The organism is Bacillus sp. S4, assembly GCF_040838205.1.
Taxonomy (GTDB): Bacteria; Bacillota; Bacilli; order Bacillales; family Bacillaceae_G; genus Bacillus_A; species Bacillus_A cereus_U.
This window is the reverse complement of record NZ_JBFPJI010000064.1, coordinates 1-15,079: the sequence shown is the minus strand read 5'-3', so window position 1 is coordinate 15,079 and position 15,079 is coordinate 1. Positions and strand designations below refer to the sequence as shown.

Here is a 15,079-nt window from a genome sequence, read left to right as displayed (position 1 = left end):
GTAATAGATAACTCTCTTTTTTCAATATGAAAAATCTACTAAGGAGCAACAGTCTAAAAATAGATGTTCTCCTAAAATATAGATTTGAAAAATAGTTTTTAGAAAAGTATTAGATGAAAAATCCGACATTAGAAAAGAAAAAAAGGATTCTTCCTAATTAGTAAGAAAGATTGTCTATAGAAGTTCATAAAATGTAATATATTCAATTTCCATCCATTGAAGGGGGAGGTTAATTTTTAATGAATGAAGTGAAAAATTTCTTTCGAAGTAGAGGGTTTCAACGGTTTCTCGTTTTAATAATATTAGTGCTTGTATTGTATGGATTAAAAAGCATGATTAATTTAATATTAATTACGTTTATTCTCACGTTTTTGATGGATCGATTTCAAAAGTTTATTTCAAAAAAATTGAAAGTAAATAGGAAAGTGGTTATTGCTGGTTTATATATTGTATTAGTGACGTTTATTGTAACTACACTATATAAATATTTGCCTGTACTAACGATACAAATTTCACAATTAATTTATCAATTTAAATTGTTTTTTCAGAACCCACCTGATAACGAGATAATTAAATATGCACTTTCGACAATTAATGGAATGGAAGTATCGAAATATATCGAACAAGGTGTAGATGTCATATATCAATCGATAGCAAACATAGGAAAAGTCAGTTTACAAATACTACTTTCTCTTATTTTAAGCTTATTTTTCTTATTAGAAAAAGAACGCATTATAGCATTTACTTCGAAATTTAAAGATAGTAAGCTGAAAATTTTTTATGAGGAGATTGCATATTTTGGTGAAAGATTTGCAAGATCGTTCGGAAAAGTAATTGAAGCACAGTTTTTAATTGCGGTTGTCAATTGTGTGCTCACTGTAATTGCACTTGTCATTTTAGGATTTCCGCAGCTTCTTGTATTGGCTGTCATGGTCTTTCTACTCGGTTTGATTCCAGTTGCTGGTGTTATCATTTCATTGTTTCCACTTTGTATCATTGCCTATAATGTCGGCGGGGTTATGTATGTTGTTTACATACTAGTGTTCATTACAGTAATCCACGCTCTTGAAAGTTATTTATTAAATCCAAAATTTATGTCTGCAAAAACGAATTTACCTGTTTTTTATACATTTATGATTCTTATTTTCTCAGAACATTTCCTTGGAATATGGGGGCTTATTATTGGGATTCCAATCTTTATCTTTTTATTAGATGTACTTGATGTAAATAATGATGAACCGATTAATGATACTAAGTGATAGAAAATGACCGATGTTTTCTCTTGATGAAAACATCGGTCATTTGTTATTTTTTCTTTGGAGGAGGTAGTTTAACGAAGGTATTTGCAATTAAAGCTATAATAACAGCAGCAAAAATAAAGACTGCGATTACACCAACTCCCATACCTGCCCATCCTCCTATAAGGAAGATACTTATCGGTATTGCTAACAAGCTTAAAATAAGTAGAATCAATCCGAGATTCTTATCATATTTTTTAGTTGGAAATAGCGTTCTGATGATTAAGAAGAGGAAAAGTATTAAGGATGCTACAGCTAGCAAGAGGATTACAATCGTCCAAGAATCATTCATGAAATCACTCCTTTTTATAGATAATATTACCGTTTAAATTGAGGGGGAACTATAAAAATATAAAAAAGCAATCCAATATAAATTGGATTGCTTTTTTGATTGAAAAATATGATTAAAGAACAGGAGCCATTGTTTCTTTCAATACTTGAACAGAGTGATCGAATTTTAATTCTTCCTCTTCACTTAGTTCAACTTCTAAAATTTCACGAACACCGCCGCGGTTTAAAACAGCAGGTACGCCGATATAAACATCTTGTTGGCCGTATTGACCTTCAAGATATGCTGATACAGTTAATACGCTGTTTTCATTGCTTAAGATTGCTTTCGTAACACGTAAAAGTGACATGCCGATGCCGTAGTATGTAGCACCTTTTCGTTCAATAATGTGATAGGCTGCATCACGAACGTTTACGAAAATATCATCTAAATCTTTTTGGTTATATGTGTTGTCTTTTTCAAGAAGCGTTTGTAGTTTTTGAATACCAATTGATACGTGACTCCACACCGGAAGTTCTGTATCACCGTGCTCTCCGATAATATAAGCGTGAATGTTATGAGGTCCAATATCGAAGTACTCACCTAACATATAGCGGAAACGAGCAGAATCAAGAGTTGTACCAGAACCGATTACGCGTTCTTTCGGTAATCCAGATTCTTTCCAAGTTACGTAAGTTAAAATATCTACAGGGTTTGTTGCAATTAAGAAGATACCGTCAAAGCCGCTATCCATAATGCTCCGAACAATTTGCTTGAAAATTTTAGCGTTTTTCTCAACTAAATCTAAGCGTGTTTCACCTGGCTTTTGTGGTAATCCAGCTGTAATTACAACAAGATCTGCGTCTTTACAATCTTCATAACTACCTTTCCAAACCTTTGTTGGAGCTGGTGCGAAAGGAACGGCATGGCTTAAGTCCATTGCTTCTCCTTCAGCTTTTGCTTCATTTACATCAACTAAAACAAATTCTTCAGCTACAGCTTGGTTAATCATACAGTAAGCATAACTACATCCAACTGCTCCTGTTCCTACTAATACAACACGGTTAATACCTTTTTTCATTTCAAAATTCCTCGCTATTTCATAAATTTTATTATGTAAGATAATACGTCTTACTTCTATAGTTTCATATCTATTTTATTACATTTTATAAAAGATATTCAAGTGATTGAAAATGTATCCACTCAATTACTTGAATGAAACATAGGAATCCTGTTAAACGAATATAATTCAGTAAAATCCTTCGTAAAAGGGGAATTGGCATGGGGAATCCATTATCGATGGAACAAATGCTTCAAATTGTTCATGAAGGGCTTGCCAAAACGAATAACCCCAAACGGATTACAGTTGCCGGTGCAGGGATATCTGGATTAGTTGCAGCATCTTTATTAAAAGAGGCTGGGCATGAGGTAACGATTATAGAAGCAAATAACAGAATAGGTGGCAGGGTGTATACGATTCGTGAACCATTTAGTGCAGGATTATATTTTAACGCAGGTCCTATGCGTATTCCGGATACTCATGATTTAACTTTAGCCTATATTCGTAAATTTAAACTACCGTTAAACCTTTTTATTAATAAAACTTCTTCAGATATAATTTATACGAATAACAAAAGAACGAGATTGGATGTGTTTGAAAAGGATCCAAGTGTACTTGGATATCCAGTTTTAGATAAAGAAAGAGAGAAAACGGCAGAAGGGTTAATGTTAGAGGTATTGGAACCGATACTTAATTATATTAAGAAAGATCCTGATAAAAACTGGATTATTGTTGAAAAAAAGTATAAAACATATTCGCTCGCTTCATTTTTAACTGAGTATTATTCAGATGGAGCAATAGATATGATCGGAGTACTTCTTGATATGGAAGCATACATGGGAATGTCTTTAATTGAAGTATTACGCGAAATGATCTTTTTCACTTCAACGACGAAATATTATGAGATAACGGGCGGGATGGATAAATTACCAAATTCATTTTTACCAGAACTAAAGGATAATATTTTTATGTCGTATAAAGTAGAAAAAATTATACAGGAAGATAATAAAGTAATGCTGCAAGTAACCCATGAACAAACGTTAAATTCATTTATAGTAACTGGTGACATCGCTATTGTCACAATTCCATTTTCAGCTTTGCGATTTGTAGAAGTCCAGCCATATCATTTATTCTCTTATCATAAAAGGCGGGCAATTCGTGAATTAAATTATATTGCTTCAACTAAAATTGCGATAGAGTTTAAAAGTAGGTTTTGGGAAAGAGCAGGACAATATGGTGGGAAGTCCATTACAGATTTACCTATCCGCTTTACATATTATCCGAGCTACGGCATTCATACACCAGGGGCAGCGATCGTTTTAGCAAGTTATACTTGGGCAGATGAAGCATTAACATGGGATAGTCTCTCGCATAGAGAACGTATTCGTTATGCGTTGAAAAATTTAGCGCAAATATATGGAAACGTGGTTTATAGTGAGTATGTTGCAGGAGAATCTTTTAGCTGGAGTCAAAATCCGTATTCTTGCGGAGCATTTACAGCTTTTGAACCAGGGCAAGAGCTTGAAGTATTTCCATATATTACGCCGCCAGCTGGCAGGGTGCACTTTGCAGGAGAACATACGACGTTAACACATGGATGGATGCAAGGAGCGATTGAGTCTGGAATTAGAGTTGCTCATGAAGTGAATGAAAATGAAACGATAATCTAGCAGTTTTGTTTACAAATAGTTGTTCTTTTAATAAAATGATAAATATAAATCGTAATTATTACGCTTTGAATACGTTTAGAATAAAGAAATGGATGGTCGATCGAATGAATAAAGTAGAAATTCATATATTAGGTGGTTTTTTAGGTAGCGGAAAATCAACATTGCTGCAAAATTTATTATTAGCAGAAAAGAAGAAAAATCGAAAAGTTGCAGTTTTGATGAATGAAATCGGTGAATACTCGGTAGATACAGATATTATTGGAAAAGAGAATGTGTTAAGGGAACTTCTGAAAGGATGTATTTGTTGTACGTTGAAAGAAGAGCTTGAAATACAATTACATTCTTTATATCAACAAGAAAGACCAGATGTAATTTATATAGAAACAACAGGCGTCGCACATCCAATTGAAGTGTTAGATGCATGTGTATCACCAATTTTAGCTCCTTTCCTTGAAGTGAAATCTATAGTAGTCGTATTAGATGCAGTAAGATGGTTAAACCGAAGTATATTAAGTGCAAATGTACAACAGCTATTACATGAGCAAATGAAATTTGGTAGTCACATTCTTATTAATAAATCAGATTTACTAACAGATGAGGATAAGAAAAAAGTAATTGAAGAAGTAAAAGAAATAAATAATCATGCGAAATTGTTTGAAACAAAGTATTGTAATATATCTTTGAATGATATAGAAGAAGCTGAATTTGTGAGTGATGGAGAACACGAGACACTTCATGTTAAACAACATTTACATATACAAACAATGACGTATCAATTTACGAAATCGATTGATCAAGAGAAATTGTATGAATGGCTTTCGAATTTACCAGATAGTATTTATCGTGTGAAAGGTTTTGTGAAATTCCATGGAGATAAATACCCTCACTTATTCCAATATTCGTTTGGGGTACCAACTTTACTGGAACAAGACTTCGGTTTCCCGACAAACTTGGTGGTAATAGGGGAAGGGTTAGATAAGAAACAATTGGCTGAAGGGTTAGAGAAAGTGGAACTTAGCTCTAATTAAGATTAAAAGACTAACTTAAAGATAAGTTAGTCTTTTTTGTATGTAGAAAAATACTTGGCGGATTTTGTCTAATAAAAATAATTGTAAAATTCAAAAATATATTTATAATCAAATCTAAGAGGTGATTCAGGTGTCAGAAAAAATAATAATGGATGTAAAAAATCTAACAACAAAAGGACTGGAAACGAGAGAGAAATTATTGTGTGCTGCAGAAGAGGTGTTTGGTAGTAAAGGATATTATGAGGCTTCTATCGTGAATATTACGCAAGAAGCAAAGGTAGCGCACGGAACTTTCTATAATTATTTTCCAGCTAAAAAAGATATATTTGATGAATTGATTCGTAGATTGAACCGTGAGTTACGCTTAATTATTAAAGAAGAAATGAAGGGGATATCAAGTTATGAAGAGGCGCAAAGAAAAGGTTTTCAGGCATTTTTTCGATGGGTAAAAGATCGTCCTAATCTATATAACATTGTACAACAGGCGGTAGTTGTTGATGATGATTTATATAGATGGTACTATGCAAAGCTCGCAAATGGATTTTTAAAAAGTTTGTCGGCTGGTATGGAAGCGGGAGAGTTTAAACAACTTGATAAAGAAACAATTGCGTATTGTCTTATGTCAATTGGTCAATTTCTAGGAATGCGCTGGGGGTATTGGGAAGAGAAGGATGTTCCGGAGAAGGTATTTGAGGCAGCGATGTCATTAATATTTGAAGGATTGAGAAAGAGATAAGGGAGTGGTAAATATGGAAGGCATTGCTTATTGGATTGAAAAACGAGCATATTTACATCCTGATCGCATTGCCGTTATTACGGAAGAAGAGGAAATAACATATAAACAGTTACATGAGTATGTGAGTAAAGTAGCAGCATATTTAATTTGCGATTTAAATATGAAAAAAGGAGAAAGGGTAGCTATTTTATCACAAAACAGCTTGGAATATATTGTCCTTTTATTTGCTATAGCGAAAGTAGAATGCATTGCTGTTCCACTGAATATAAGGTTAACAGAAAATGAACTTATATTTCAGTTGAAAGATAGTGGAACCACGGTTTTATTTGTAGAGGAAACATTTCAAAATATGGCACTTTCAATGGAGAAGGAATCATATGTACAAAGAGTTCTTTCGATAAAAAATTTAAAGCGAATAGAAAATAGAAACAACCACTATTTTGAGGATATAAATGAAAGCGCATCCTTTATTATATGTTACACTTCGGGAACAACAGGAACACCGAAAGGAGCTGTACTTACACAAAAAAATATGTTTTGGAATGCGCTCAATAATACATTTGCGATTGACCTAACTATTCATGATCGCTCCATTGTATTATTGCCTTTATTTCATATTGGTGGGATTGGTTTATTCGCATTCCCAACTTTATTTGCAGGTGGAATAATCATTATTCCAAGAAAATTTGAGCCAATCACAGCGCTTTCCATGATAGAAAAACATAAAGTGACTGTAGTGATGGGAGTGCCTACAATTCATCAAGCATTAATTAATTGTTCAAAGTTTGAAAGTACGAATTTACAATCAGTACGTTGGTTTTATAATGGCGGTGCTCCGTGTCCAGAAGAGTTGATAAGAGAATTTATAGATAGAGGATTTTTATTCGGTCAAGGTTTTGGTATGACTGAAACATCACCAACAGTATTCATGCTTTCAGAAGAAGATGCAAGACGTAAAGTAGGCTCAATTGGAAAACCTGTTCTATTTTGTGATTATGTACTTATCGATGGAAATAAAAATAAAGTTGAAGTTGGTGAAGTTGGAGAGTTAATTATAAGAGGGCCAAATGTAATGAAAGAGTATTGGAATCGGCCAGATGCAACAGAAGAAACTATTCAAGGTGGTTGGTTACATACTGGTGATTTAGCTAAAGTTGATGAAGATGGTTTTGTATACATTGTCGGTAGAAAAAAAGAAATGATAATTTCAGGTGGTGAAAATATTTATCCACTTGAAGTAGAACAAGTCATTAATAGGCTTTCGGATGTATGTGAGGTAGCGGTCGTTGGTACACAACATTTACAGTGGGGAGAGATACCAATCGCTTTTGTTGTGAAAAAGAGTAGCAGTGTATTAACTGAAAAAGAAGTAATTGAACATTGTCTTCTATTTCTAGCAAAATATAAAATTCCAAAAGAAATTGTATTTCTAGAGGAATTACCTAAAAATGCAACTGGTAAAATTCAAAAAGTACAGTTAGCTAATCAATTGAAAAGTAGGTGAAGGGATGACCAAATATAGCGCTGGGCAACAAGCATCTTGTAGTAAAACAATAACAGAAACAGATTTTGTACTATTTGCAGGTTTAAGTGGGGATTTTAACCCAATCCATATTGATCATGAGTATGCGAAACAAACTAGATTTAATCAAAGAATAGCACATGGTTTATTAACTTCTAGTCTATTATCACAATTGTTAGGAGTACATTTGCCAGGAAAGGGTTCTGTTTATATGGAACAAACTATTAAATTTACAACACCAGTTTTTATAGGAGATACGATTACAGCTACGGCTACAGTACAAGAGTTTATTATCGAAAAGAGAGTAATAAAATTGTTAACAGAGTGTCATAATCAAAAAGGAGATTTAGTTTTAACAGGTGTAGCTACTATGATGGTGCCAAAAGAAGGAGGAGTAGTCTAATGAATATCGGGATTGAAGCGACAGGAGTATTCTTCCCAAAAGGCGTAGAGACAGCTGCAGACCTATCTAAAAAAACAGGTATCCCTGAGAATATTATTATAGAAAAATTTGGGCTATATGAAAAGCATGTCGCAGACGAAACGATGCATGCATCAGATTTAGCTATTGCTGCTGCAAAGCCAATATTACTACAAGTTAATCCTCAATCTATTGATGTAGTCATTTATTTTGGCAGTCCACATAAAGATTACCACGTATGGTCTAGTGCCCCAAAAATTCAGCATGAACTTGGATTGAAGAATGCTTATGCTTTTGAAATTATGAATGTTAGTTCTTGCTTTCCAATTGCTCTCAAAGTCGCAAAAGATATGCTCTACTCTGATAAATCAATTGAAAACATATTATTAGTAGGTGGATGTAAAGAATCTCAAATTGTAGATTATGATAATCCACGCTCACGTTTCATGTTTAATTTCGCTGATGGCGGAAGTGCAGCCTTAGTAAAAAAAGGCGCTAGCAACGGTGAAATATTAGGAAGTGCTATTATAACGGATGGTTCATTTCATGAAGATGTACGTATTCCAGCAGGTGGATCGAAACAAATTGCTAGCTATGATACGGTTGAGAATCGACAACATTATATCGATGTAATAGATCCTATTAGTATGAAAGAACGTTTAGATCTGGTTTCAACTCCTAATTTTGAAAAGGTTATTCGGGAGGCGTTAAGAAAAAGTGGATTAACTCCCAAAGATATTAAAGTATTATTACCACTGCATACAAAACGTTCTATGTTAATAGAATTGTTACAAGGATTGGGATTAGTAGAAGAACAAGTTGTATATTTAGATCATTATGGGCATATGTCAGCGCTTGATCCGTGTATCGGTCTTCACATTGCAAATGAACAAGGGAAATTACAGCCTGGAGATATTGCAGTAGCGGTTAGTGCAGGTACTGGGTATACTTGGGCAGCTACTGTGATTAGGTGGTAGTAAGCATGGATTTTATAAAAAAAATTATATGTTGTTTTTTCATTGTTACTGTGAGTCTAGGAATGTTTACTTCTGTAGGAAGTGCCTCAGCTGTAAAATATGTGAAATCATGGGGGAGAAAGGGGAGTGGAGAGGGAGAGTTTTCTCAACCTATGCAATTAGCAATTGATTCAAAAGATAATGTTTATGTTGTTGATCGAATCAATAATAGGATTCAAAAATTTGATAACGATGGTAAATTTCTTACTAAATGGGGTACAAATCATGGGGCAGGAAACTTAGATCCACTAGAAAATTGGAGAGAGGGTCCAGGAGATCTCTTTTTGCCAATAGGAATTGAAATTGATATAAATAATACGGTTTATGTCACAGATACTTCTAATAATCGTGTGAATATTTATAATGAAAATGGAATCTTTTTAGAGTCTTTTGGAAGTTTTAATGGTATGTCAGGGCAGTTTTTCTCACCACAAGGAATAGATGTAGATAGCCAAGGAAATATAATAATTACAGATGGTTTACTCCAAAGAATTCAATTTTTTAAGAAAGCAAATTAATACTGGAGACTCAAAATACTTGTTAGAAAGGATAGAAGTTTAATAGTGTGGGAATGCTTGTATATATAGGAATTAAATATTTATATCAAATTGTAAAGGTATTCAATGGAAATCGGAGAAAATACATTAATATTAACAACCTGGTTTATTTTTGTTTAAAGAAAAAGTCATAATTACAGATGGGGTACTTTGGCGTGTTTGATTCTATCAGAAAGTAAAGTATGGGGGGAATCACGATGTCGATGAAAAAACGTAAATGGCTCAAAATGATGTTGACTGGTTGTGTTTTAGGTTCATTGTTAGTAACGGCAGCTTGTTCAGGAAAGAAGACAAGTACAGAAGATGAAAAAACGATTAAGGTAGGGGTTCTTGCTTCGTTAACAGGTCCATTAGAATCATATGGAAAACAAACGGTAAATGGATTTGAATTAGGGTTAGACTATGCAACTGGTGGAACAGGGAAAGTAGAAGGAAAGAAGATTAAGTTTGTTGTAGAAGATACAGAAACGAAAGCAGATGTAGCAGTTAAAAAAGCTACAAAGTTATTAGAAGAGGAGAAAGTTGACTTTTTAGTCGGATCATCTAGTTCAAGTGATACATTAGCGGTTTTACCACTAGCTGAAGAATATGAAAAAATAATGGTTGTAGAACCAGCTGTTGCTGATAGTATTACCGGGAAGAACTGGAATAAATATATTTTTAGGACTGGTAGAAATTCATCTCAAGATGCAATCGCTGGTGCTGCGGCAATTGCTAAAAAAGATGTGAAAATAGCAACGCTAGCACAAGATAATGCTTACGGTCGTGAGGGGATTGCTGCATTTAAAGCTGGAGCGAAGAAATTAGGTGCAAATATTGTAAACGAGCAATACGCGGATACGAATGCAACTGATTTCACTGCGAATATTCAAAATATTATTAGCTCAAAACCAGATTATCTATTTATCGTTTGGGCAGGTGCGAATTCACCGTGGAAACAGTTGAAAGATATGAATGTGGAAGCGCAAGGCATTAAAATTTCTACTGGTGCACCTGATATACCAGCATTAAAAACGATGGATGCGCTAATAGGGATGCAAGGGTTTTCCGTTTATTATCACTCACTTCCTAAAAATAAGGTGAACGATTGGTTAGTAGAAGAACATAAAAAACGATTTAATGGTGCTGTTCCAGATTTATTTACAGCAGGAGGAATGTCAGCAGCAATTTCTATCGTCGAAGCTGTAAAGAAAACGAAGGGCGATACAGATGTAGATACACTTATTAAGAAAATGGAAGGGATGGAATTTGAGACACCGAAAGGAAAGATGAAATTTAGAGAGAAGGATCATCAAGCATTACAAACTCTATATTCTATAACGCTGAAAAAGCAAGATGGTGTTGATTATCCAGTACCAGTGTTAGAGAGAGAATTAACGATGAAAGAGACAGAACCATCAATTCAGAATAAATAGACTGAATTTTCTGTTGTTTTTGTATAAAGAGGGGATACCCTCTTTATACTTATTTCTTTCATAAACATGGTTTTCAGTGGGAGGGATTTCATGACACATTTGTTAGAGACGAAAAATCTTTGTGTATCTTTTGGGGATCATCATGTTATTAAGGATGTTAATTTAACGGTACAAAAAGGAAAGCTCATTTCAATTATTGGACCGAATGGTGCTGGAAAGACAACACTGTTCAATTTACTAAGTGGGCAAATTTCTCCGACGAAAGGTGAAGTTTATTTTAAAGGGCAGGATATTACAAAATTATCAATTTCAGATCGAACGCGTTTGGGCATTGGTCGTTCTTTTCAGTTGACAAATATTTTTCCAGAGCTAACAGTACTTGAAAATGTACGTCTAAGTGTTCAATCGTTTGTTCAGGATTATTACAGTTTCTTTCCGAATGCAGCCAAGTTAAAGCAGCAAACTGGAGAAGCGAGACGTCTTTTGAAGACAGTACTCCTTCACGAGAAAGGGGACGTATTAGCTAAGGATTTAGCTCACGGAGAAAAAAGAAAGTTAGAGCTTGCTATGTTGTTAGCATTAAAGACAGATGTATTACTACTAGATGAGCCGACAGCAGGTATTTCAGTTGAGGAAGTTCCGGCTATATTACAAGTAATCGAAAATATTAAAAAGAATCCTGAGAGCACAATCGTACTTATCGAACACAAAATGGATATGGTGCTAGGTTTATCAGATCATCTTATCGTTTTATTTCATGGCGAGTTATTGGCTGAAGGATTGCCGGAAGAAATGATGAAAGACGAGCGAGTACAAAGTGCTTATTTAGGGGGATTATATAGTGGCACTACTACAAGTGAATAATATAGAGACGTATTTAGATCAGTTTCATATTTTACAAGGAGTGTCCCTTTCGGTTGAGAAGGGAACGATTACAGTATTGTTTGGAAGAAATGGTGCTGGAAAAACAACAACATTGCGCTCAGTTATGGGATTTCACCGGATAGCAAATGGAGAAGTTTATTATGATAACACAAAAGTAAATGGATTATCTACACATTTAATTTCAAGAAAAGGTATAGGTTATGTACCAGAAAATCAAGGTATTTTTCATGATTTAACAGTAGAAGAGACATTCGCACTTGCTAGGGGAAAAAAGGGGGAAGAATCTGAAGAGAAGATAGAATGGATGCTCGAACTATTTCCAGATTTAAAGCAATTTTGGTATAAAAAAAGTGGACTATTAAGTGGGGGACAAAAGCAAATGTTGGCAATTTCAAGAGCATTTATTAATAGTGATGGACTATTGCTTATTGATGAGCCGAGTAAAGGGCTATCTCCAATAATGATAGAAAAATTAATGGTAGCTATTTTGAAAATGAAGGAAAAAACGACTGTTTTACTTGTTGAACAAAATTTTATGATGGCTAGTCAAATCGGTGATTATTTTCACATTATGGATAATGGGCGTATTGTGCATAACGGTTTCATGGAGGAACTGCGAGAGGATAAGGAAACATGTCATAAATATTTAGGTATTTCTTAACATTGATACGGGGGGATAGAATGTGGATGTGCTAATTAACTTATTTGTAAACGGCGTTTCGACAGGGATGCTTATTTTTTTATTAGCGTCTGGTCTATCACTTATTTTCGGTTTAATGAGCGTACTAAATTTTGCGCATGGTGGTTTGTTTGCATGGGGAGCATTTACAGGCGTTTGGTTATTTAATATGACAGATAGTTATTTATTAGCGCTAATTGGCGCAGTCGCTATGGGTATGTTTCTTGGTTTCATTTTAGAAAGATTTCTTATTAGACCAGTGTATGGAAACCATGTTCGGCAGCTTCTCGTTACACTCGGAGGAATGCTCGTTCTTAGCGAGTGCATCAAAATATTTTGGGGTCCTAATCCAATTGCTGCAAAATTACCGTTATGGCTTCAAGGAAGTTTTACATTTGGAGGAGTTATCTTAATAAAATATCGCCTATTCGTTATTTTAGTTGGGATACTAATTTACATCGCTTTACTATTATTGCTGAAAAAAACAAAGATAGGACTTATGATTCGCGCGGGTGTAATGGATAAAGAGATGGTTCAAGCTCTCGGTATTAACGTAAAAGCGATATTCTCATTTGTCTTTTTATTAGGAGCAGGAATGGCAGCATTAGGTGGTTTCCTACTTGCACCATATTCAGGCGTTATTTTCGCCGAGATGGGCATGCAGTATGCGATTTTAGCTTTTATAGTAGTAATAATTGGAGGGTTAGGTAGTGTACAAGGTTCAGCTCTAGCTTCTTTAATCGTCGGATTAGCCGGTGCTTTTACAGCGTATTTTATACCAGATTTATCTCTTGCAATTAATATGTTAATGTTACTATTTTTCTTAATAGTGAAGCCGACGGGACTCGTTGGTGAAAAGGGGTGACATGGTGAACAGCATATCGGGTCGAATTAAAGTATACTTCGGAGTTTTTATGCTCATTTGTTTAAGTGTATTTCCATTCGTAAATGATTCACGGAGCTTGTTAATTTTGTTCACTCAAATTTTCATCTTTGCTATTTTCGCTATGAGTTTTGATGTTCTCCTTGGATATACGGGTATTGTTTCATTCGGTCATTGTATGTTCTTTGGAATAGGGGCGTATGGTGTGGCACTCTTATTTGATCGGCAAGGGGTGTCTATAGTGAACTTTTTTATAGGAATAGCAGCCGCTATTATTGTATCAGCTATCGTTAGTTATATAATCGGTATGCTTTCATTACGTTTGAAAAGTCATTTTTATGCAATGTTAACGCTCGCTATTTCTCAGCTGTTTTTTGTACTTGCTGAAAAATGGCGTTCGCTGACTCACGGAGGAGATGGATTTACATTTCGTGTACCAGATATATTCCGTGATCGTTTTACGTATTATTACGTAACACTTATATGTTTAATCAGCATCTTCATTTTGTTACGTCTTTTCACAAAGTCTTCTATTGGAAAAGTATTAAATGCAATTTCACAAAATGAACAACGTGTTGAAGCGCTTGGATATAAAGTTCTCCATTATAAAATTATCGCAAGTGTAGTGGCAGGAGTAGTAGCGGCAATTAGCGGTGGTTTATTCGTTATCACATTGCGTTTTGTAAATACGACGGTATTTTCAATTGAAATGACGCTAAACGCATTATTGATGACAATGATCGGGGGAGTAGGAACGTTAATCGGAGCAATCGCTGGAGCTGGGATTATTGAATCACTGAAATACTATTTATCAGAACTAGCGACGGAGTATCCGATTTTTGAAAGATGGACGATTATACTTGGTTTATTATATATTATCGTGCTACTAGTTTTTCCAAAAGGATTAGTTGGAACGATTAAGAAGTTGAAGAATTTTAAAAGGGGTAAGAAGGAGAAGAGTGCAGGGGTGGAGCAGAACGTGTGAAATGTATGAATCATGAGGGAAGTCTTCAAGATGAAAAGGGATGTCCTAGTAGTTGAACATTGTAACTAGGTAACATCCCTTTTTATTTTATTAAGCCGTACGATAGTATATGAAGTTATATTAGCGATTCGAAAAGGGATATCTATTTACCCGTAAAATACGACAAGTGTAGCCTCTTTATTAATTAAATAGTTCACCTGGAATCGCTTTTTCTAAGTCTCGAGTTGTAAAGAAGTTAATAGATAGTTTTTCTATGGGCACACCTTCAATCGGTGCTAATTTATCATTTTTCATCGGTAAAAAAGCTATCCCATTTCCCTCAACAATAAATTCTTCAATAAGCGAATAAGAATCCAACTGTTGAAGTTGATGCTGAGATAGATTGTTTTCTTTTAGAAATTGTATTGTCATATTTCTAAAAGGGCACTTTTTGTCGTTACTAACAAAGAAAAGTTCTTTTGAAAAGTCAATGGTACACTGTTCTTTCGCTTTTAATAAGCCTACAGAAATTGAAGTGGTGAATACTTTTTTAAACGCTGCGTCAGGATAAACCTCATAAGTTATGACCATATCAACTTTTTGTTGCTGTAGTAGTTTTTGTAAATGGCTACTACTTTCTATATATATTTGATAATTCCTGAAATTTTCTTTAATAC

The 15,079-nt window shown here is 34.5% G+C and carries 15 protein-coding genes and 1 pseudogene; 13 read left to right on the top strand and 3 right to left on the bottom strand.

The features are described 5' to 3' along the window. The first annotated feature begins 239 nt into the window (after positions 1 to 239). The gene (locus tag AB3X48_RS09620) at positions 240 to 1,259 is read left to right on the top strand and encodes an AI-2E family transporter (protein ID WP_002158297.1); all 1,020 of its coding nucleotides are present in this window, start codon (positions 240 to 242) and stop codon (positions 1,257 to 1,259) included. A gap of 46 nt (positions 1,260 to 1,305) precedes the next feature. Here AB3X48_RS09620 and AB3X48_RS09615 read toward each other — a convergent pair whose 3' ends face one another. Both AB3X48_RS09615 and AB3X48_RS09610 read right to left on the bottom strand, forming a co-directional pair. Then, entirely contained in the window at positions 1,306 to 1,590 is a 285-nt protein-coding gene (locus AB3X48_RS09615; protein ID WP_002158296.1) for a YesK family protein, read from the bottom strand. A 112-nt stretch (positions 1,591 to 1,702) separates the two neighbouring features. After that, on the bottom strand, positions 1,703 to 2,647 hold the full coding sequence (locus AB3X48_RS09610) for an L-lactate dehydrogenase (RefSeq protein ID WP_002012312.1): 945 nt from the start codon (positions 2,645 to 2,647) through the stop codon (positions 1,703 to 1,705). 200 nt (positions 2,648 to 2,847) lie between these two features. On the opposite strand from AB3X48_RS09610, the gene AB3X48_RS09605 reads away from it, so the two are divergent. The 12 genes and pseudogenes from AB3X48_RS09605 to AB3X48_RS09550 all read left to right on the top strand — a co-directional run bounded on the left by AB3X48_RS09605 (position 2,848) and on the right by AB3X48_RS09550 (position 14,423). After that, positions 2,848 to 4,296, top strand: coding sequence for a flavin monoamine oxidase family protein (locus AB3X48_RS09605; RefSeq protein WP_256415941.1), 1,449 nt, complete (start codon positions 2,848 to 2,850; stop codon positions 4,294 to 4,296). Between the two features lie 104 nt (positions 4,297 to 4,400). Beyond that, positions 4,401 to 5,324, top strand: a complete 924-nt coding sequence (locus tag AB3X48_RS09600) for a CobW family GTP-binding protein (RefSeq protein ID WP_016104543.1) — start codon at positions 4,401 to 4,403, stop codon at positions 5,322 to 5,324. Between the two features lie 130 nt (positions 5,325 to 5,454). Next, positions 5,455 to 6,060, top strand: coding sequence for a TetR/AcrR family transcriptional regulator (locus tag AB3X48_RS09595; RefSeq protein WP_016104544.1), 606 nt, complete (start codon positions 5,455 to 5,457; stop codon positions 6,058 to 6,060). A 13-nt stretch (positions 6,061 to 6,073) separates the two neighbouring features. Beyond that, positions 6,074 to 7,564 carry an o-succinylbenzoate--CoA ligase gene (locus tag AB3X48_RS09590; RefSeq protein ID WP_016104545.1) on the top strand — a complete coding sequence of 497 codons (1,491 nt, stop codon included), beginning with the start codon at positions 6,074 to 6,076 and terminating at the stop codon, positions 7,562 to 7,564. 4 nt (positions 7,565 to 7,568) lie between these two features. Further along, on the top strand, positions 7,569 to 7,985 hold the full coding sequence (locus AB3X48_RS09585) for a MaoC family dehydratase (protein ID WP_002158290.1): 417 nt from the start codon (positions 7,569 to 7,571) through the stop codon (positions 7,983 to 7,985). Continuing rightward, a complete protein-coding gene (locus AB3X48_RS09580; RefSeq protein WP_016104546.1) occupies positions 7,985 to 8,980 on the top strand; it encodes a 3-oxoacyl-ACP synthase in 996 nt (331 codons plus the stop codon). Before AB3X48_RS09585 ends, AB3X48_RS09580 begins: the two co-directional genes overlap by 1 nt. Before the next feature lie 98 nt (positions 8,981 to 9,078). Next, positions 9,079 to 9,537, top strand: a pseudogene (locus tag AB3X48_RS09575) (6-bladed beta-propeller); the annotation flags it as partial. 236 nt (positions 9,538 to 9,773) lie between these two features. Further along, on the top strand, positions 9,774 to 10,991 hold the full coding sequence (locus tag AB3X48_RS09570; RefSeq protein ID WP_016104548.1) for a substrate-binding domain-containing protein: 1,218 nt from the start codon (positions 9,774 to 9,776) through the stop codon (positions 10,989 to 10,991). 90 nt (positions 10,992 to 11,081) lie between these two features. Then, on the top strand, positions 11,082 to 11,855 hold the full coding sequence (locus AB3X48_RS09565) for an ABC transporter ATP-binding protein (RefSeq protein WP_016104549.1): 774 nt from the start codon (positions 11,082 to 11,084) through the stop codon (positions 11,853 to 11,855). Then, a complete protein-coding gene (locus tag AB3X48_RS09560) occupies positions 11,833 to 12,537 on the top strand; it encodes a branched-chain amino acid ABC transporter ATP-binding protein (RefSeq protein WP_016104550.1) in 705 nt (234 codons plus the stop codon). Before AB3X48_RS09565 ends, AB3X48_RS09560 begins: the two co-directional genes overlap by 23 nt. Positions 12,538 to 12,559: 22 nt before the next feature. Next, positions 12,560 to 13,420, top strand: coding sequence for a branched-chain amino acid ABC transporter permease (locus tag AB3X48_RS09555; RefSeq protein ID WP_002158285.1), 861 nt, complete (start codon positions 12,560 to 12,562; stop codon positions 13,418 to 13,420). A 49-nt stretch (positions 13,421 to 13,469) separates the two neighbouring features. Then, positions 13,470 to 14,423 carry a branched-chain amino acid ABC transporter permease gene (locus AB3X48_RS09550; RefSeq protein WP_016104551.1) on the top strand — a complete coding sequence of 318 codons (954 nt, stop codon included), beginning with the start codon at positions 13,470 to 13,472 and terminating at the stop codon, positions 14,421 to 14,423. 180 nt (positions 14,424 to 14,603) lie between these two features. On the opposite strand, the gene AB3X48_RS09545 is transcribed toward AB3X48_RS09550, so the two are convergent. Then, positions 14,604 to 15,079, bottom strand: a 476-nt coding sequence (locus AB3X48_RS09545) for a type 2 periplasmic-binding domain-containing protein (RefSeq protein ID WP_483298824.1), incomplete at its 5' end; no start/stop codon positions are given.

What these genes read in the sequence shown, in the direction of transcription:
- AB3X48_RS09620 (WP_002158297.1), top strand. Translation starts at nt 240, where the DNA reads ATGAATGAAGTGAAAAATTTCTTTCGAAGTAGAGGGTTTCAACGGTTT.
- AB3X48_RS09615 (WP_002158296.1), bottom strand. Translation starts at nt 1,590, where the DNA reads ATGAATGATTCTTGGACGATTGTAATCCTCTTGCTAGCTGTAGCATCC.
- AB3X48_RS09610 (WP_002012312.1), bottom strand. Translation starts at nt 2,647, where the DNA reads ATGAAAAAAGGTATTAACCGTGTTGTATTAGTAGGAACAGGAGCAGTT.
- AB3X48_RS09605 (WP_256415941.1), top strand. Translation starts at nt 2,848, where the DNA reads ATGGGGAATCCATTATCGATGGAACAAATGCTTCAAATTGTTCATGAA.
- AB3X48_RS09600 (WP_016104543.1), top strand. Translation starts at nt 4,401, where the DNA reads ATGAATAAAGTAGAAATTCATATATTAGGTGGTTTTTTAGGTAGCGGA.
- AB3X48_RS09590 (WP_016104545.1), top strand. Translation starts at nt 6,074, where the DNA reads ATGGAAGGCATTGCTTATTGGATTGAAAAACGAGCATATTTACATCCT.
- AB3X48_RS09585 (WP_002158290.1), top strand. Translation starts at nt 7,569, where the DNA reads ATGACCAAATATAGCGCTGGGCAACAAGCATCTTGTAGTAAAACAATA.
- AB3X48_RS09580 (WP_016104546.1), top strand. Translation starts at nt 7,985, where the DNA reads ATGAATATCGGGATTGAAGCGACAGGAGTATTCTTCCCAAAAGGCGTA.
- AB3X48_RS09570 (WP_016104548.1), top strand. Translation starts at nt 9,774, where the DNA reads ATGTCGATGAAAAAACGTAAATGGCTCAAAATGATGTTGACTGGTTGT.
- AB3X48_RS09565 (WP_016104549.1), top strand. Translation starts at nt 11,082, where the DNA reads ATGACACATTTGTTAGAGACGAAAAATCTTTGTGTATCTTTTGGGGAT.
- AB3X48_RS09550 (WP_016104551.1), top strand. Translation starts at nt 13,470, where the DNA reads ATGCTCATTTGTTTAAGTGTATTTCCATTCGTAAATGATTCACGGAGC.